Annotated in this window: 14 protein-coding genes; 13 read left to right on the forward strand and 1 reads right to left on the reverse strand. The window is 37.9% G+C overall.

Going from position 1 to position 19,069, the window contains the following annotated elements:
• Positions 1-214 precede the first annotated feature (214 nt).
• The 4 genes from icmF to ACIPKN_RS11015 all read left to right on the forward strand — a co-directional run bounded on the left by icmF (position 215) and on the right by ACIPKN_RS11015 (position 6,611).
• Entirely contained in the window at positions 215-3,463 is a 3,249-nt protein-coding gene (gene icmF, locus ACIPKN_RS11000; protein WP_400935964.1) for a fused isobutyryl-CoA mutase/GTPase IcmF, read from the forward strand.
• Between the two features lie 136 nt (positions 3,464-3,599).
• Complete coding sequence (locus ACIPKN_RS11005; RefSeq protein WP_185903488.1) at positions 3,600-3,761, forward strand: hypothetical protein; 162 nt, start codon at positions 3,600-3,602, stop codon at positions 3,759-3,761.
• 150 nt (positions 3,762-3,911) lie between these two features.
• Entirely contained in the window at positions 3,912-4,451 is a 540-nt protein-coding gene (gene rpoE, locus ACIPKN_RS11010; protein WP_400935967.1) for a DNA-directed RNA polymerase subunit delta, read from the forward strand.
• 567 nt (positions 4,452-5,018) lie between these two features.
• Positions 5,019-6,611: a CTP synthase gene (locus ACIPKN_RS11015; RefSeq protein ID WP_142509203.1), complete on the forward strand. Its 1,593-nt coding sequence runs from the start codon at positions 5,019-5,021 to the stop codon at positions 6,609-6,611.
• 184 nt (positions 6,612-6,795) lie between these two features.
• Here ACIPKN_RS11015 and ACIPKN_RS11020 read toward each other — a convergent pair whose 3' ends face one another.
• Complete coding sequence (locus tag ACIPKN_RS11020) at positions 6,796-7,326, reverse strand: DUF2529 family protein (protein WP_400935970.1); 531 nt, start codon at positions 7,324-7,326, stop codon at positions 6,796-6,798.
• Positions 7,327-7,481: 155 nt separating this feature from the next.
• On the opposite strand from ACIPKN_RS11020, the gene ACIPKN_RS11025 reads away from it, so the two are divergent.
• From ACIPKN_RS11025 to ACIPKN_RS11065, 9 genes are all read left to right on the forward strand, one after another.
• Complete coding sequence (locus ACIPKN_RS11025; protein ID WP_132360320.1) at positions 7,482-7,838, forward strand: response regulator; 357 nt, start codon at positions 7,482-7,484, stop codon at positions 7,836-7,838.
• 531 nt (positions 7,839-8,369) lie between these two features.
• Positions 8,370-9,224: a class II fructose-bisphosphate aldolase gene (locus tag ACIPKN_RS11030; RefSeq protein ID WP_132360322.1), complete on the forward strand. Its 855-nt coding sequence runs from the start codon at positions 8,370-8,372 to the stop codon at positions 9,222-9,224.
• A 463-nt stretch (positions 9,225-9,687) separates the two neighbouring features.
• Positions 9,688-10,338 (forward strand): fructose-6-phosphate aldolase, encoded by a 651-nt coding sequence (fsa, locus tag ACIPKN_RS11035; protein ID WP_142509200.1) that lies wholly within the window; start codon positions 9,688-9,690, stop codon positions 10,336-10,338.
• A 63-nt stretch (positions 10,339-10,401) separates the two neighbouring features.
• Positions 10,402-11,688, forward strand: coding sequence for a UDP-N-acetylglucosamine 1-carboxyvinyltransferase (locus tag ACIPKN_RS11040; protein ID WP_142509199.1), 1,287 nt, complete (start codon positions 10,402-10,404; stop codon positions 11,686-11,688).
• A 95-nt stretch (positions 11,689-11,783) separates the two neighbouring features.
• Positions 11,784-12,740, forward strand: coding sequence for a class II fructose-bisphosphatase (gene glpX / locus ACIPKN_RS11045; protein WP_100546229.1), 957 nt, complete (start codon positions 11,784-11,786; stop codon positions 12,738-12,740).
• A gap of 247 nt (positions 12,741-12,987) precedes the next feature.
• Positions 12,988-14,271, forward strand: a complete 1,284-nt coding sequence (gene rho, locus ACIPKN_RS11050) for a transcription termination factor Rho (RefSeq protein WP_142509198.1) — start codon at positions 12,988-12,990, stop codon at positions 14,269-14,271.
• A gap of 226 nt (positions 14,272-14,497) precedes the next feature.
• Entirely contained in the window at positions 14,498-16,405 is a 1,908-nt protein-coding gene (locus tag ACIPKN_RS11055; RefSeq protein ID WP_400935975.1) for a helix-turn-helix domain-containing protein, read from the forward strand.
• A 92-nt stretch (positions 16,406-16,497) separates the two neighbouring features.
• Positions 16,498-18,222 (forward strand): ABC transporter ATP-binding protein, encoded by a 1,725-nt coding sequence (locus ACIPKN_RS11060; RefSeq protein WP_400935977.1) that lies wholly within the window; start codon positions 16,498-16,500, stop codon positions 18,220-18,222.
• Between the two features lie 39 nt (positions 18,223-18,261).
• Positions 18,262-19,056 carry an ABC transporter ATP-binding protein gene (locus ACIPKN_RS11065; RefSeq protein WP_400935979.1) on the forward strand — a complete coding sequence of 265 codons (795 nt, stop codon included), beginning with the start codon at positions 18,262-18,264 and terminating at the stop codon, positions 19,054-19,056.
• Positions 19,057-19,069 lie beyond the last annotated feature (13 nt).

The following is a 19,069-nucleotide window of genomic DNA, read 5'->3' on the forward strand; positions in this document are numbered from 1 at the left end:
TGCGAAAGCGAAGCGGCAGCTACAAATGTTTTCTGTGCGAAAGCGAAGCGACAGCAACAAATGTTTTCTGTGCGAAAGCGAAGCGACAGCAACAAATGTTTTCTGTGCGAAAGCGAAGCGACAGCAACAAAGCGCCCAGTCGGAACGGAAATCAACCCCACGTTATGAAGGTGAGCAGATAAAGAACATTAAGGGGAGAAAGTGGGGATTTCATATGACAAAGGTAGAAGTATATCGTCCAAAAAATCACGTACGTTTTGTTACAGCATCTAGTCTTTTTGATGGACATGATGCTTCGGTTAATATTATGCGACGTATTTTACAATCAAGTGGTGTAGAGGTAATTCATTTAGGACATAACCGCTCCGTAGAAGAAGTCGTAAATGCTGCGATTCAAGAGGATGCACAAGGCATTGCGATATCTTCTTATCAAGGCGGACATATGGAATACTTTAAATATATGTATGATTTGTTGCGTGAAAAAGGGGCGCCACATATTAAAATTTATGGTGGCGGCGGTGGTGTTATTTTACCACGTGAAATTAAAGAGCTACATGCTTACGGGATTGCAGGGATTTTCTCGCCGGAGGATGGTCGTGTCTTAGGGTTACAAGGGATGATTAATGAGAAAATTAAAGGGACTGATTTCCCAACTGCTACAGGTAACTATCAAGAAAAGTTGGATGCCATAACGACAGAAACACCAGAAATATTAGCAAATTTAATAACTGCTGCTGAGTCGAATGATGATGAAGAAACGAAAAAGATGCTAGAAGAAGCTCGCAAACACTCAAAAGGAACACCTGTATTAGGTATTACAGGAACAGGTGGTGCGGGTAAATCTTCCTTAACGGATGAATTAATTCGTCGTTTCCTAAAGGAGTTTCCGGATAAACACGTAGCTATTCTTTCTGTCGATCCGACAAAGCAAAAAACAGGTGGGGCTTTACTTGGTGACCGAATTCGTATGAATGCGATTTTTAATAATCGAGTATATATGCGTAGTTTAGCAACTCGTGGATCTCGTACAGAGCTTACGGCTTCAATTGGGGACGTGCTAGATGTAGCGCGTGTAGCGGGCTATGATTTAATCATTGTTGAAACAAGCGGTATTGGTCAAGGTGATGCCGAGATTACAAAATACACGGATCTATCCATGTACGTTATGACAAGTGAGTTTGGTGCTCCAACACAGCTTGAGAAAATTGATATGATTGATTTTGCAGATGTGATCGCCATCAATAAATTTGAACGCAAAGGTTCTGAGGATGCGCTACGTCAAGTGCAGAAACAATATCAACGTTCACGTGAGCTTTGGGATGAATCACTTGATAATATGCCTGTGTATGGTACGATTGCCAGTCAATTTAATGATAAAGGAACGAATGCTTTATTTGCTGCATTAATAAATATCATTAATACGAAGACAGGAAGTAATTGGGAAACGGGATATGAGCAATTTGCGAAAACGCAAAAGCAAGATGTTATCATTCCAAACAATCGTCGTTATTATTTACGAGAACTGACAGATACTGTGCGTGGCTATCATAAAAAATCAGAGCAACAGGTAGAATTTGCTCGTCGTCTATTCCAATTAGAGGGAGCTATTGCAGCGGTTAAGGAAAAAGCGCCAAATGATGCACTTATCGCATCTCTCAGTTCTTTAGCAGAAGGCGTTAGAGATGAATTAACGGCTGAGTCTAAACGTATATTAGACAATTGGCATGCTTTAAAAGAAGCGTATGCAGGAGACGAATTTGTCACGAAAGTTCGTGATAAAGAAATTCGAACAATTTTAAAGACAATAAGCCTTTCAGGTACAAAAATACCTAAAGTTGCCTTGCCGAAATTCGTAGATTATGGTGAAATTTTACGCTGGGTTTATAGAGAAAATGTACCTGGTGAATTCCCATATACAGCGGGGGTATTCCAATTTAAACGTGAAGGTGAAGATCCGAAGCGACAATTTGCTGGTGAAGGAACGCCTGAGCGTACGAATAAACGATTCCATTATTTATCGAAGGATGATGATGCAAAACGTTTATCAACAGCATTTGATTCAGTAACGTTATACGGAGAGGATCCAGATTACCGACCAGATATTTATGGAAAGGTTGGAGAATCGGGTGTTTCAATTTGTACGCTAGAGGATATGAAAAAGCTTTATGCAGGCTTTGATTTATGTGCACCATCAACTTCAGTATCAATGACAATTAACGGTCCAGCACCGGTTATTTTGGCGATGTTCATGAACACGGCTATTGATCAGCAAGTGAAACTACGTGAGGGAGAACTTGGTCGACCTTTATCAGTAGAAGAATTTACGGAGACACGAGAGAAAACATTACAGGTTGTACGTGGAACCGTGCAAGCAGATATTTTAAAAGAAGACCAAGGGCAAAATACATGCATTTTCTCAACAGAGTTTGCGTTACGAATGATGGGAGATATTCAGCAATACTTTATCGATCATAAAGTTCGTAATTATTACTCAGTATCTATTTCTGGGTACCATATTGCCGAAGCTGGTGCGAACCCAATATCACAATTGGCCTTCACATTAGCAAATGGCTTTACGTATGTGGAATATTATTTAAGTCGAGGAATGAATATTGACGACTTTGCGCCAAATCTATCATTCTTCTTCTCTAACGGACTTGATCCAGAGTACACGGTTATTGGACGTGTAGCCCGTCGTATTTGGGCAGTTGTAATGCGTGATAAGTACGGCGCCAATGAACGAGCACAAAAATTAAAATATCATATCCAAACATCTGGACGCAGTTTGCATGCACAGGAGATTGATTTTAATGATATCCGTACAACGTTACAGGCGTTAATGGCATTGCAAGATAACTGTAATTCATTGCATACAAATGCATATGATGAGGCCATTACAACGCCTACGGAAGAATCTGTCCGTCGTGCGATGGCTATTCAAATGATTATTACGAAGGAACATGGCTTAGCGAAAAACGAAAATCCATTACAAGGAGCGTATATCGTAGAAGAGTTAACAGACCTTGTAGAAGAAGCGGTACTAGAAGAGTTTGATCGTATCAATGATCGTGGTGGCGTACTAGGTGCAATGGAAACACAATATCAACGTGGTAAGATTCAAGAGGAATCTATGCACTACGAGATGCTAAAGCATTCAGGTGAGTTACCAATCATTGGTGTAAACACATACTTAAATCCGAATCCGCCTTCTGAAGATGACATTAACAATATGGAAATTGCGCGTGCATCGACGGAAGAAAAAGAGACGCAAATTCATAATTTACAAGCCTTCTGGAAGCAACATGAAGGAGAGAACGAAGCGGCTCTTGCTCGTTTACAACAAGTAGCTGTAAACAACGGTAATATTTTCGCGGAGCTTATGGAAACTGTCAAAGTCGCTAGCTTAGGGCAAATCACAAATGCTTTATACGAGGTAGGCGGGCAATATCGTCGTAATATGTAACGATCTTCTTGCTGTATAACAATTATTCCATTTTGTACAAAATGTTGGTGTAGTTGTAAGTGTCTAGTCTTAGGATTAGGCACTTCTTTTTATTTCCGTTATAATAGAAATGTAAAAAAAAGGGGAGGCGCAATAGATGATGAAATCGGCAATTAACTACATCATTATTTTAGCTTTGGTGGTAGGAGTTATTTTCCTGTATGATAAGCAAATTGGCGCTGTTCCTTTACTATTATTATCTGTCTATTTGTTTTACATGGGGATAAAAAAAATGCGTGATATAAAAAACAGTAATTGAAGCTAGCAATGAGGATAATACTTTGTATATAATGGGTATTATGCTTATGATGGGAAGTTACTTTTGTGCGGCCTTTTTTTGCTGCGCTCCGAAAATAAAGCTATATGAATTTTAAAACGTCCATTGTGATGAGAGAAAGGAAGTGCACGAATGAATTTTCGTGAAATGACAAAAGAACAATTAGCGGAAGAATCGTTAATTAACTTAGCTTATGCAATTTTAAATGAAAAACGTGCCTCAGTGTCTTTTAATGATTTATTAACAATAATGCAAGAGCTTGTGGGCTATAGTGATGAAGAAATGAAAGCCCGCCTACTACAATTTTACACAGATTTAAATGTAGAAGGCCGCTTCTTATTTAATCAAGAAACAGGCTGGGGCTTACGTGAATGGTATAAAGTTGAACAGATTGAAGAAGAAACAGCTCCATCTGTTAAAACTCATAAGAAAAAATCTAAAGCTGCCGTTGAAGAAGAAGATGATTTAGATGAAGATCTAGATGAAGAAGATATTGACTTCGATGAAGATTATGAAGAATTCGTTGAAGAAGAAGATGATCTAGATGAAGAAGAAGAAGATAAAGAAGATATCGATTTTGAAGAAGAAGATATAGAGGACATCGATGAAGAAATCGACGAGGACTTTACTGATGAAGATGAAGAAGAATTTGAAGAAGAGGACGAAGTCTAACTTATTTCAGCAAACAACTTCTGAAATAAGCCGATTCCGGACGTAATTATGCCGACGCATAATTGATGATAATTACTCTTTGAAATTTTCTTTCTTTTATCCTTGTAGTAAAAAATCTTGACTTCTATCGCGGTTCCGTTTAATCTTTTACTTGGGCTCCTTAATTAAAGGAGAAAGACCGTGTATGTAATACGCTCCCCCTGCAAACCTATGCAGGAGGAGCGTTTTTTTATTTTTTTAACTATATTCAGTCAAGTTCTCCCATGTTTATAGCTACGGAATGAATATAAATGCTCTAAATTATTCATGATGTATAATAATCGGTGACTGCGTATATGTTAGGATGATTTTTTTAAAAGGAAAGTAGAAAAGAGATAGAAACGATTACAGCTTCGAATCGACTACAATTTTGTAGGCATTCTCGGCTTTTCTTATTTTAGGGATAAGAAATATCAATTTCTTAGGCCGTAGAGACATTTGCACCAATGCTCAAGATTACTTAGCTTAGGACGTGAATGCACTTTTCTTACTAGTAATTTCTAGAACAACATAAGGAGGAATTTTTTCATGACGAAGTATATTTTTGTAACAGGTGGGGTTGTGTCTTCACTTGGAAAAGGGATTGTAGCAGCATCTCTAGGTCGTTTATTAAAAAATCGTGGATTAGAAGTAACGATTCAAAAATTTGACCCATATATCAATATTGACCCAGGTACAATGAGTCCTTATCAGCATGGTGAGGTTTTCGTAACAGATGATGGCGCAGAAGCTGACTTAGACTTAGGTCACTACGAACGTTTCATAGATATTAACCTAGGAAAACATTCTACAGTAACATCAGGGCGTGTTTATCAGTCTGTATTACAAAAAGAACGCCGCGGTGATTACAACGGTGGAACAGTACAAGTAATTCCTCACATTACAAATGAAATCAAAGATCGTATTCAACGAGCTGGTCGCGAAACAAATGCGGACGTAGTTATTACAGAAGTAGGCGGAACAGTTGGGGATATTGAGTCATTACCATTCCTTGAAGCAATTCGCCAAATGAAAACGAATTTAGGTCATAACAATGTGATGTATGTTCACTGTACGCTTATTCCTTATATTAAAGCTGCGGGTGAGCTAAAAACAAAACCAACTCAGCATTCTGTAAAAGAATTACGTTCTTTAGGTATTCAACCAAATATTATCGTTGTACGCACAGAGCAAGAAGTGCCACAGGATATGAAAGAAAAATTAGCTTTATTCTGTGATGTTCAGCCACACGAAATTATCGAATCTCGTGATGCAGAACATTTATATGAAGTACCACTAAACCTTCATGCACAAGATATCGATGATATCGTGCTTGACCATTTTGGCATTGAAGCTCCAGAGGCGGATATGGAAGAATGGCGCGAGCTTGTAGCAAAAGTGAAGAGCTTACCAAATAAACGAAAAGTAGCATTAGTAGGAAAATATGTAGAGCTACAAGATGCTTACATTTCTGTTGTAGAGGCATTAAAGCATGCAGGCTATGCATTTAATTCTGATATTGAGATTGACTGGATCAATGCAGAACACGTGAATGCTGACAATGTTGTTTCACTATTAAAAGGTGCTGACGCAATTTTAGTTCCAGGCGGCTTCGGTGATCGTGGAGTTGAAGGTAAAATTTTAGCGACACAATATGCTCGTGAAAATAATGTACCATTCTTAGGTATTTGCCTAGGTATGCAACTTGCAACAGTGGAATTTGCTCGTAACGTACTTGGTTTACAAGGAGCGCATTCTACAGAGCTTGATCCAGAAACAGAATATCCTATTATCGATTTCCTACCAGATCAAAACGACAGTGTAGACATCGGTGGTACATTACGTTTAGGTTTATATCCATGTAAGTTAAAAGAAGGCTCAAAGGCAATCCAAGCCTATGGTCAAGAACTTGTTTATGAACGTCACCGCCATCGTTATGAATTTAACAATGAATATCGTGAGGCGATGGAAGCTGAAGGTCTTGTCTTCTCAGGTACAAGTCCTAACGGTAAATTAGTGGAAATTATCGAGTTACCAGAAAATAATTTCTTCGTAGCATGTCAATTCCACCCAGAGTTGGTATCACGACCAAACCGTCCACAGCCATTGTTCCGTGATTTTATCGGAGCAACATTTAAATAATGAAAAAAGAGTTGTCTCAAGTGCTGAGACAACTCTTTTTTTGATAGAAAGAACTTGTTTCTCGATAAAAGTCCAAAATGTTTCGATAAAATGAGATTTTGTTTCCATAAAAGCTCAAATAGTTTCGATAAAGAGCGATTTTGTTTCGATAATTCTTCAAAGTATTTCTGTAATGTTAGATTCTTTACAACTCTTCGTCATCAAGGCCAAGCATTTCATCATACGCAATTTTTACTGCTTCATAAACAAAAAGGGCAGCAATAGCATGTGGCACGACTATGCGCTTGCCTAAATCGTTCGGTAATAAACCACCGCGCATGCGTATTGAAATATACGTATACGCTAAATCTGCTAGTGGATTTTCAGAGTTATCAACTTCGCTAGCAACTGCTGCAAATGGAATAAACTGATTATTTAATTGCTGTGCTAAGGCTAATGCATCCTCATCGTGTGCACTACGTGTAAAAATGCATACACGATCAGCCTCGGTGATCACTGTATCTTTTGTCCAAGGGACTAACTTGGTAAAACGTTCAACAGCTTGGTATGCATTTAATTCGACTACTTGCATTTCGCCAAAACATGCGAAATAGACATTGCCTTCACCAATACCCGCTTGTGCAAGTAATCGCGCTGTTTCTTCAATAGCTTCCTCTTCAGTTTGTGTTATTCTTTGTAATAATCCACTTAATTGTGTTGTTAGAATTTTTGACATGATCCCACCTCAATCAATATTATAGGTATGATAAGAGCATAAAGCAAAAGCAGATAATTTATAATACTAGAAGGTATTAAGAGGTTAAAGGAGAATAATACATAATATAGGAAGTTTTGTGTAAGAATAATAACTCAAAAAGGGCGGAATGAAATGTGAAACGATTACTAATTGTCGATGATCAACCAGGAATTCGTTTGCTTTTAAATGAAGTGTTGAAAAAAGAAGGTTATGTTACATATTTAGCTGCAAATGGTATGGAAGCGCTGAAATATGCTGAGGAGGAAATGGATTGTGTCCTATTAGACATGAAAATTCCAGGGATGGATGGCATAGAAATTTTAAAGCGCTTAAAAGAGAAGTGGCCACAACTTCCAGTATTCATGATGACTGCATATGGTGAATTGGACGTTGTACAGGAGGCATTAGATTTAGGAGCAATCCGATATTTTACTAAGCCTTTTGATATTTTTGAAGTGCGAGATGAAGTTAATAAAACATTAAAAGTATAGAAAAACAGGCAGTGGTCAACACCGCCTGTTTTTCATGATTGTTATAAGATTTTTAGTAATTTTTTACCGTTTTATAATCACTAGCTGCCAAAATATATAACTCATCACCATACATGAAGTTGATTTCCGTTCCGACTGAGTGCGTCTGATGAGCTGTTGACGCTGTCGCTACGTTGCACTCCGCTTTCGCGTAGAAAATAACAGCCCCTGCTTTTCAGGGGCTGAAACCTTCGTTCCGTTACACTACACTACGGTTGTGCACTGCCCCTGCGTTCCACTCCGCTTTCACGTAGAAAATAACAGCCTCTGCTTTTCAGAGGCTGAAACCTTCGTTCCGTTACACTACACTACGGTTGTGCACTGCCGCTCCGTTCTACTTCGCTTACGTGCAGAAAAGAAGACGCTGTCGCTACGTTGCACTCCGCTTTCGCGTAGAAAATAAAAGCCTCTGCTTTTCAGAGGCTTTTATTTTTGCTATGATTAAATAGCATATCTATGTAAAAGAATAGTCCTAAGAGGAGGATTTTTAGTATGGCATTAGTATCTATGAAAGAGATGTTAATTAAAGCAAAAGCAGAAGGTTATGCGGTTGGTCAGTTCAACATCAACAACCTTGAGTGGACTCAAGCAATTTTACAAGCAGCAGAAGAAGAAAAATCTCCAGTTATTCTAGGCGTTTCTGAAGGCGCAGGTAAATATATGGGCGGATTCATCTCCGTTGTACACATGGTAAAAGGTTTGATGGAATCTTATGGCACTACAGTACCTGTAGCTATTCATCTTGACCATGGTTCAAGCTTTGAAAAATGTAAAGAAGCAATTGATGCAGGATTTACTTCGGTTATGATTGATGCTTCTCATCATCCATTTGAGGAAAATGTTGCGACTACTTCAAAAGTAGTTGAGTATGCTCATGCGAAAGGTGTTTCTGTTGAAGCTGAGCTTGGCACAGTAGGTGGCGACGAGGATGGCGTTATTGGTGGTATTATGTACGCTGATCCAGAGGAATGCCGTAAAATGGTTGAGCTAACAGATATCGATTGCTTAGCACCAGCACTTGGCTCTGTACATGGTCCTTACAAAGGAGAACCAAATTTAGGTTTTAAAGAAATGGAAGAAATCTCTAAATTAGCAGATTTACCATTAGTATTACATGGTGGTACAGGAATTCCAACAAAAGATATCCAACGCTCGATTTCATTAGGTACAGCAAAAATTAACGTCAATACTGAAAATCAAATTGCTGCTACTAAAGTAATCCGTGAAGTTCTTGATAATGATAAAGTTGTTTATGATCCTCGTAAATTCCTTGCTCCAGCACGTGAAGCGATTAAATCAACAGTTATCGGGAAAATTCGTGAATTTGGTAGTGCACAAAAAGCATAATTTTTGTATCTAAAATGCTACAAAAGCACAGATGAATACACAAATAAGAGAAGTGTTGATGCTGTTATCGACCTTCTCTTGTTTTTGAAATGATAAATTTTTGGCGAAAATAATATCAAATATGCCTCGGCATAAATTCCGTGAATTCGCCGGAGGCTTTAGGCCAACAAATATTTATTGCGCGAAAGCGTAGTGCTAACGCTACGCTTTCGCACAGATAAATTGCCACAGGACGTGGCGTTCTAAGGCTGAGTTCCTTTATTTCAGCGGGTGTTTACTCGTTGAAAGAAGTAAATATAAGGTTCATCACCAAAAGTTGGGGATGGCATTTGTGTGAAAACGAATGTAATGTATAGTAGTTGATTTTCAATCCAACTGAACGGCCATAGGAAAGCGCCCAGGTGGAACGGAAATCAACTCTACGTTATGGCAATAAGCCAAACAATGATCAGGAGGGAATATAATGAAATTTTTCATTGATACAGCAAACTTTGAAGAGATTAAAGAAGCACACGCATGGGGTATTTTATCAGGTGTTACGACAAACCCATCGTTAGTTGCTAAAGAAGAGAACGTTTCTTTCCATGATCGACTTCGTGAAATCACAGAGCTTGTAGATGGCTCAGTGAGTGGGGAAGTAATTGCTCTAGATGCGGAAGGTATGATTAAAGAAGGCTTAGAATTGGCAGCAATTGCTCCGAATATTACAGTTAAATTGCCAATGACTCCAGCTGGATTAGAGGCATGTCGTTTCTTTGCAGACAAAGGTATTAAAACGAACGTAACATTAATCTTCAGTGCCAACCAAGCATTAATGGCTGCTCGTGCGGGTGCTACATATGTATCACCATTTATCGGTCGTCTAGATGATATAGGTCAAAACGGTGTAGAACTAATTGAAACGATTGCAGATATTTTCACAATTCATAATATCGATACGCAAATTATCGCTGCATCTATTCGTCATCCGCAGCATGTAACAGCGGCAGCACTTGCTGGTGCACATATTGCAACTACTCCTTTTAAAGTATTAAAGCAACTTTTCCATCATCCATTAACGGAAAAAGGAATTGAAGGATTTTTAACGGATTGGAATAAGAGAAAAGGCAAATAATAAGATTATATAGTGAGCCAATTGCAGAAAAAATTACTTTCCAATCATGAGGGAGAACGCGAAATGGATGTTTATAAAATTACAGGCGAAAATCGTCTAAAGGGTACAATAAAAGTTAGTGGTGCAAAAAATAGTGCAGTCGCCTTAATTCCAGCATCAATTTTGGCGAACTCTCCAGTGACAATTGGAGGGATACCAGAAATTTCTGATGCATGGACGTTAAAGGCATTATTAGAGGAAATCGGTGGAGAGGTTTCATTTGAGGATGGCATAATGACCATTGATCCGACGGAAATGATTGCTTTGCCATTACCAAACGGCAACGTGAAAAAGCTTCGTGCCTCCTATTACTTAATGGGAGCAATGCTTGGCCGCTTTAAAAAAGCTGTGATTGGTTTACCAGGAGGCTGTTTCTTAGGGCCACGTCCTATTGACCAACATATAAAAGGCTTTGAGGCATTAGGTGCGAAAATCACTAATGAGCATGGAGCAATTTATTTACGTGCTGATGAATTAATTGGCGCAAAAATATATTTAGACGTTGCCAGTGTTGGCGCAACAATTAATATTATGTTAGCTGCAGTCCTTGCAAAGGGACGTACGGTTATTGAAAATGCAGCAAAAGAACCGGAAATTATTGATGTAGCTACTCTTCTCACTAACATGGGAGCTAATATTAAAGGTGCAGGTACAAGTGTTATCCGTATTGAAGGCGTAGAGGAACTTCATGGTACGGAGCATACGATTATTCCAGATCGTATTGAAGCTGCTACATTTATGATTATGGCTGCCGCTTTAGGTGAGGGCATTACAATTGATAATGTTATCCCATTGCATTTAGAGGCTATTATTGCAAAGCTTCGTGAAATGGGTGTAAAAATTGAAATCGGTGAAGAAAGTATTTTTGTGCCAAAAACGGATCTCTCTACATTGCACGCCGTTGATGTGAAAACTTTAGTGTATCCTGGATTCCCAACTGATATTCAGCAACCACTTTCTGTTTTAATGTCTCAAGCATTTGGTTCCTCAAAGATAACAGATACAATCTATACAGCTCGATTTAAGCATATTGATGAACTTCGTCGTATGAATTCCAATGCACGCGTTGAAGGAAACACAGCTATTATTACAGGTCCTAGCAAATTACATGGTTCGACTGTAACAGCTACAGATCTTCGTGCTGGTGCCGCATTAGTATTAGCAGGCCTTTTAGCTGAAGGCGAAACGGAAATTCATGATATCTATCATATTGAGCGTGGTTATAGCTCACTTATTGAGAAATTACGTGATTTAGGCGCTGATATTCGACGTGAAACAATAATGGCCCGTGTAGCAGAGGCAAAGGAATAATGAGAGCTAAAAGTTTTGAACTAACTATGTTACAATAGAGGTAATTTGAATGTTTCGGTGAAGAAATATGCCGATAACGGGAGGCAAATAAAACAATGGAACGTAGTTTATCGATGGAAGTAGTACGAGTAACAGAGGCAGCAGCAATCGCATCCGGGAAATGGATGGGTCGTGGTTTGAAAATTGAGGCAGATGATGCAGCGACGACAGCGATGCGCGTGATGTTCGATACAATTCCAATGCATGCTACAGTAGTGATTGGTGAAGGCGAAATGGATGAAGCACCAATGCTTTATATTGGTGAAGAGCTTGGCCTACGTAATGGAGGTCCTCAAGTAGATATCGCCGTTGACCCATTAGAAGGTACAAATATTGTAGCGAAGGGTACAAATGGTGCAATGACAGTTCTTGCTATTGCAGATAAAGGTAATCTGTTAAACGCACCTGATATGTACATGGAGAAAATTGCAGTAGGACCGGAAGCAGCAGGTAAGGTAGATATTAACGCTTCTGTTACGTATAATTTATTACAGGTAGCAAAAGCTAAAAATAAAGATATTTCAGATGTAGTAGCTACACTTTTAGATCGACCACGTCACCAAGCAATTGTTGATGAAATCCGAGAAGCTGGGGCACGTATTAAATTTATTCAAGACGGCGACGTTGGAGCAGCTATTAATACTGCTTTTGATGAAACTGGCATTGATATTATGTTTGGTACAGGTGGTGCACCAGAGGGTGTAATTTCAGCTGTTGCATTAAAGTGTCTAGGTGGAGACTTCCAAGCGAAGCTAGTCCCGGAAGATGAAGAACAGTTAGAACGTTGCAAAAAAATGGGTGTAGATGTAGATAAAGTTCTTTATTTAGATGACCTAGTTAAAGGTGACGATGCTATTTTTGCAGCGACTGCTGTAACAGATTGTGAGCTTTTAAAAGGTGTGCAGTATAAAGGAGCTTATGCATTAACACATTCAGTTGTTATGCGAGCGAAATCTGGAACTGTGCGTTTTGTAGAAGGTCGACACGCTCTTGATAAAAAACCTAGCTATTAATAAAAATTTCTTCTAAAATATACCTAGTGCATCTTTTTGCGCTAGGTACCTTCTTCTAAATTTTCAACCATCCCATAGTTTTATAAGGCTATATTATGCTTCATTGTTTTGCATAGTTAATTCAAATACCTATCGCTCTGCTTCAAGCTGATAGGTACGAATAGACTACAGAGCCTATCGTAAAAAAAACTTCTTTGTTAACCCCAAAAACAGCAATTATATTTTGAAAAAGACTGGAGTTGTGCATATGTCTACATTGACAATCGCTCAATTAGAAAACATGACGTTAAAAGAGCTTTACGCCCTTGCACGCCAATACAAAATTTCATATTATAGCAAGCTAACGAAAAAAGAATTAATATTTGCTATTTTGAAAACACGTTCAGAGCAAGAGGGATATTTCTTTATGGAAGGTGTACTAGAAATTGTTTCGCAAGAGGGCTTTGGCTTCCTTCGACCAATTAACTATTCACCAAGTAAAGAGGATATTTATATTTCTGCGTCTCAGATTCGTCGCTTTGACTTACGAAATGGGGACAAGGTATCTGGTAAAGTACGTCCACCTAAAGAAAACGAACGCTATTATGGACTACTACAGGTGGATGCTGTTAACGGCGAAGACCCAGAAGTAGCAAAGGAACGTGTGCATTTTCCAGCATTAACGCCTTTATATCCTGATCGTCAAATTAAGCTTGAAACAACACAACGTAATTTATCGACTCGTATTATGGATTTAGTGGCACCTGTAGGCTTTGGGCAACGTGGATTGATTGTTGCACCACCAAAGGCAGGGAAAACTTCATTATTAAAAGAAATCGCGAATGCTATTACAACAAATTATCCGGATGCAGAGTTAATTGTCTTACTTATTGACGAACGCCCTGAGGAAGTAACTGATATCGAACGTTCTGTGAATGCAGATGTAGTGAGCTCGACTTTCGATGAGGTTCCAGAAAATCATGTGAAAGTTGCAGAAATTGTATTAGAACGTGCACGCCGCTTAGTTGAGCATAAGCGTGATGTTATTATTTTAATGGACTCTATTACACGTTTAGCACGAGCGTATAACTTAGTTATTCCTCCGAGCGGTCGTACGCTTTCAGGCGGTATTGATCCTGCTGCATTCCATAGACCAAAACGATTCTTCGGTTCTGCACGTAATATTGAAGAAGGCGGTAGCTTAACAATTTTAGCGACAGCTTTAGTGGATACTGGATCTCGTATGGATGAGGTCATTTATGAGGAATTTAAAGGAACAGGTAATTTAGAGCTTCATCTTGATCGCCAATTAGCAGAGCGTCGTATTTTCCCTGCGCTTGATATCCGCCGTTCAGGTACACGTAAGGAAGAGCTTCTGCTTGAGCCTGAGCAACTTGAAAAGCTATGGGCAATTCGTAAAACATTCTCGGACGCATCTGATTTCGCGGAGCGCTTCATGAAAAAATTACGTACGACAAATTCAAATGAAGAATTCTTTGAAAAGTTAAATGAAGATATGAAAAAAGCTACTAAAGGTAAAGGCTTACTATAAAACATGAATCACCGTTGACTAGCAATAGTCGATGGTGATTTTTTTGATTAAAAAGGGCATAGCGTTACATAAAAACTGAGATTGTTCAGCTAAAACAAGATAATGTTCAGATAAATATAGGCTCGCTTTGACTAGTCGTATATTTTTCATCTCACAAAATGGTATTGATAATCATTATCATTACAAATATAATGGTAGCATAAATCTTATTTTTAAGGAGACAGAGATGAATTATGATGCGTATATGCTTCTATGGCAAAATGCATTTATCCAATTGAAGCAAATTGATTATGTCAGTAATACCGCTGTACGAATGGCAAAGGTTTTAAAAAATAGCACATTTCTTGTTATGACAGCAGGAGATGCAAAAATTATCATTGATGAGCAACCTTATCATGTTCAGCATTTTAGTATTTTCCACATTGGAAAGTCCCAATCTCTCCATATTACAGCACCAAATAGCATTAGCTACTTCCTCATTTCCTATAAAGGGGATGTGCTATACAAAGACGCATTTATGCAACACTTACAGATGCAATATCAGCCATTCCAAACAAATTTCTCTTGTGTACCAGCAAACCCAATAGCCATACATACAATTCTGCAAGAAATGTACAGCAAATGGCAGTCAGGTTCTATTCAAGAGCATTTATCGGTGAAAGTATCCTTTTATGAATTCATCTATCGCATTTTTCAAGAATTAGCAGAGGGACAGGGGAAACCACATGACATTGATAAGGTAGAAGTAGCACGTCTGTATATAGAGCAACACATTCATGAACCTTTATCCATCCAAGCTCTTGCCGATTTACTGAACATTAGTACACGTCATTTATTACGCATTTTTAAAGCTCGCTATGAAGTTGGTCCACAAATTTACTTACAGGAGCTAAGAGTAGAAAAGGCCAAGCATTATTTAATAGCCAATCATTATGGCATAAAAGAAATTGCTATTTCACTTGGATTTGAAGATGAAAACTATTTTAGTCGAGCTTTTAAGAAAGCAACAAATATGGCGCCAAGTAATTTTAGGCTGAAATATACATCTAGCATGTCCGAAATTGCTATTACAAATGAGAATCATTTTCAATACAATAAGAATCAGCTCGCGCAAGCAAAACAATTTGAAAATGGGGAAAATAACATAATGATGAAAAAAATAAGTAGGCATGTAAAGATACCATTTTTGCTAAGTTTGTTCGTTTTACTTGCAGCATGTGGAGAAGATACAAAACAATCTGTTGAACATAAAGAGAATGAGCCTAATTCAGAAGAAGTAAAAACTAGAACTGTGACAGATGATAGTGGACGACAAGTAGAGATTCCAGTAAAAGCAGAACGGGTAGTGACAGACTGGTATCTTGGACAAATTTTAGCGTTGGATGTTGTCCCAGTAGGAGCAGTGACAGCTAATTTAGACTATGCAGCATTTTTAAAATCATATTATAAGGAAGGGGAAATTGCCGACATTGGTACAGATGGGAGTGCGTCATTAGAAAAAATCTTAGAATTAAAGCCAGATTTAATCATTACATGGAATAAAGAAGATGTAGAAAAATATGAAAAGATTGCACCAACTATTGTATTTTCGGAAACAGAGCATAAATCGGCTACCAAGGAAATTAAAGCGATGGGAGAATATTTAGGTCGTCAGGACGAAGCTAGCGCATTTGTTCAAGATTTTGAGAAACGTATAGCGCAAGCACAGGAAAAAATATATAACGTTATCCCAGAAGGAGCAACTTTTACTATTTATGACGTATTCGAAAAAAATGCAACGGTTGTAGGGAATTCAAGTGTGTCAGGTGGTAGAGCACTTTATCAAATCCTTAATATGAAGCCTCAGGAAAAGGTACAGGAGCTTTTTGATACAAAAGAATCTACAGGTGGGCGTTATGAAATTTCCTATGAAGTGGTAGGAGACTATGTTGGGGATTATGTTTTTGTTATTAATTTCTTTAATAAAGAGGAGAAATTCCCTCCCACTTGGACAAATTTAGATGTTGTAAAAAATAATAAAACAATCAAATTAGAACCAGAATATTATTTCGCATCTGATCCACTCTCTGGATTGCGCCAAGCTGAAGATATGGCTGACAAAATAGTAGAGTTTACAAAAGCTCAACAACAATAATAAAGATTACAAAAACGTGAGCTACCTGTGTATGATCAGGTAGCTTATTTACTAGAGAACTATGAATGATATTAATAATAGGAGGTCTCTCAATGTTATTACAGCGTTTCTTTTCATATTACAAGCCCTATAAAGGATTATTTATTTTAGATTTTTCCTGTGCCATATTAGTAGCCCTTATTGAACTAGCTTTTCCACTCGTCTTAAATAAGGTCATTGATGATATTCTTCCTGACGGTGAAATGAAATGGATAATTACGGCTAGTATATTGCTCCTAATGCTTTACATATTCAATTCAATTTTAGATTTTATCGTTTCCTATTGGGGACATATGCTTGGCATTAATATCGAAACAGATATGCGAAAGGAAGCTTTCAGTCACATCCAAAAATTATCATTTCGATATTTTGATAATAATAAAACAGGTCATCTTGTCTCACGATTAACGAACGATTTAATGGATATTGGAGAGCTTGCACACCATGGTCCCGAGGATATGTTCATTGCTGCGATGACAATTGTGGGTACATTCGGTGTTATGTTCTACATTGATCCAACCTTTACAATACTTATTTTTCTACTTGTACCGTTTATCTTAATTTTAACGATTATTTTTGGAAAGTTAATGTCTAAAGCATTCCGTCAAATGTTTGGAGATATCGCAGATTTTAATGCACGCGTTGAAAACAATGTAAGTGGCATTCGTGTCGTACAAGCATTTACGAATGAAGAACATGAGATAAAACGTTTTAAAGTAAACAATGAAAGATTTCGAATGACAAAACTCTTTTCCTATAAAGTAATGGCTTGGAATGAAGCAATTTCAGGCATTCTCACAAGGGTTTTATCATTATTTACACTATTTGTTGGGGCATATTTCGTTTTAAAGGGTCATTTAACAAATGGTGAATTTATCGCATTTATTTTATTATCAAGTATTCTTTTAAACCCAATTAATAAAATTAATATGTTTATTGAAAGCTATCCGAAAGGGATGGCAGGGTTTAGACGGTACATTGAATTTTTAGAAACTGCGCCTGAAATTGCAGATCGTTTAGAGGCAAAAGATATCGATGAAATTGATGGGGAAATTATTTTTAATAAAGTATCGTTCGGTTACTCTGAAAATAATCGGGCCTTACATCATATTAATTTAAAGGTACGTCCTGGTGAAACAGTTGCGCTAGTAGGTCCATCTGGTGCAGGGAAATCTACTATCTGCAGTTTACTACCACGTTTTTATGAAGTAAATGAAGGATCAATTAGTATTGATGGTGTTGATATACGAGATTTTAAGCTACAGTCGTTACGTTCACATATAGGAATTGTTCAACAGGATGTCTTTTTATTTGATGGCACAATTCGAGAAAACATCGCTTATGGGGATTTAAACGCAAATGAGCAAGATATTTGGGATGCTGCACAGCGAGCGCAACTTACAGATGTCATTAAAGCTCTTCCTGATGGCATGGATACATTAATTGGTGAACGTGGCGTGAAATTATCGGGTGGACAGAAGCAAAGATTATCGATTGCACGTATCTTCTTGAAAAACCCCAAAATATTAATTTTGGATGAAGCTACATCTGCATTAGATACAGAAACCGAACAGGCAATTCAACAAGCATTAAACGAGCTTGCGGTGGGGCGTACAACATTAGTAATTGCACATCGTTTAGCAACGATAAAAGACGCCGATCGAATTGTCGTTGTATCGAAGAAAGGCGTTATTGAAGAAGGTACTCATGAGCAATTAATGGAAAGAAAGAATGCTTACTATGGCTTGTATACAGCGCAATTCGGTTTACAAATTTAAGCAGTAATTTATCAATTCAAAAAGGGAAGGAAGTTTTATATGTCAGTTCTTGAGATAGATCGTGTGGCTATTGGTTACTCCTCGACGCTCATTGTACATGATTTAAGTGTGGAAATTCCAAAAGGACAAATATCAACGATTATTGGTCCAAACGGCTGTGGCAAATCTACCTTATTAAAGGCTGTTGCGCGTGTACTACGGACCCAAGACGGAGCAGTTTACTTAGATGGAAAAGCAATTCATCAATTAAAGACAAAAGAAGTGGCGAAAAGAATGGCAATTTTGCCTCAAACAGCAACAGCCCCGGGAGGTTTAACAGTTTTTGAACTAGTATCCTACGGCCGTTTTCCTCATCAAGCAGGATTTGGTACATTGCAGAAGGAAGATTATGAGTATATTCATTGGGCTATTGATGTTACTGGCCTTAGAGAGTTTAGTGACCGTCCTATAGAGGCACTATCAGGTGGGCAACGTCAACGAGTATGGATTGCCATGGCATTAGCTCAAGGAACAGATATTCTAGTACTTGATGAACCTACAACTTATTTAGATTTAGCACATCAGCTTGATATTTTATTGTTGTTACAAAAGTTAAATATAGAGGAAAGACGAACTATTGTGATGGTATTACACGATTTGAATCATGCTTCTCGTTTTTCTCACTTTATGATTGCTATGAGAGATGGACAATTAATTGTGAATGGTCAGCCAAATGAAGTGATGACAAAGGAAAACTTACAAAAGGTGTTCAATATTGATGCAGAAATGGCAATCTGCCCATATAGTAAAAATCCAATCTGCTTATCTTACCAACTGTACGACATGAAAGAATAGCATTAAATAGGAA

The sequence above is a fragment of the Lysinibacillus sp. NPDC086135 genome (genome assembly GCF_044746345.1).
Taxonomy (GTDB): Bacteria; Bacillota; Bacilli; order Bacillales_A; family Planococcaceae; genus Lysinibacillus.

What these genes read in the sequence shown, in the direction of transcription:
- icmF (WP_400935964.1), top strand. Translation starts at nt 215, where the DNA reads ATGACAAAGGTAGAAGTATATCGTCCAAAAAATCACGTACGTTTTGTT.
- ACIPKN_RS11005 (WP_185903488.1), top strand. Translation starts at nt 3,600, where the DNA reads ATGATGAAATCGGCAATTAACTACATCATTATTTTAGCTTTGGTGGTA.
- rpoE (WP_400935967.1), top strand. Translation starts at nt 3,912, where the DNA reads ATGAATTTTCGTGAAATGACAAAAGAACAATTAGCGGAAGAATCGTTA.
- ACIPKN_RS11015 (WP_142509203.1), top strand. Translation starts at nt 5,019, where the DNA reads ATGACGAAGTATATTTTTGTAACAGGTGGGGTTGTGTCTTCACTTGGA.
- ACIPKN_RS11020 (WP_400935970.1), bottom strand. Translation starts at nt 7,326, where the DNA reads ATGTCAAAAATTCTAACAACACAATTAAGTGGATTATTACAAAGAATA.
- ACIPKN_RS11030 (WP_132360322.1), top strand. Translation starts at nt 8,370, where the DNA reads ATGGCATTAGTATCTATGAAAGAGATGTTAATTAAAGCAAAAGCAGAA.
- fsa (WP_142509200.1), top strand. Translation starts at nt 9,688, where the DNA reads ATGAAATTTTTCATTGATACAGCAAACTTTGAAGAGATTAAAGAAGCA.
- ACIPKN_RS11040 (WP_142509199.1), top strand. Translation starts at nt 10,402, where the DNA reads ATGGATGTTTATAAAATTACAGGCGAAAATCGTCTAAAGGGTACAATA.
- glpX (WP_100546229.1), top strand. Translation starts at nt 11,784, where the DNA reads ATGGAACGTAGTTTATCGATGGAAGTAGTACGAGTAACAGAGGCAGCA.
- rho (WP_142509198.1), top strand. Translation starts at nt 12,988, where the DNA reads ATGTCTACATTGACAATCGCTCAATTAGAAAACATGACGTTAAAAGAG.
- ACIPKN_RS11055 (WP_400935975.1), top strand. Translation starts at nt 14,498, where the DNA reads ATGAATTATGATGCGTATATGCTTCTATGGCAAAATGCATTTATCCAA.
- ACIPKN_RS11060 (WP_400935977.1), top strand. Translation starts at nt 16,498, where the DNA reads ATGTTATTACAGCGTTTCTTTTCATATTACAAGCCCTATAAAGGATTA.
- ACIPKN_RS11065 (WP_400935979.1), top strand. Translation starts at nt 18,262, where the DNA reads ATGTCAGTTCTTGAGATAGATCGTGTGGCTATTGGTTACTCCTCGACG.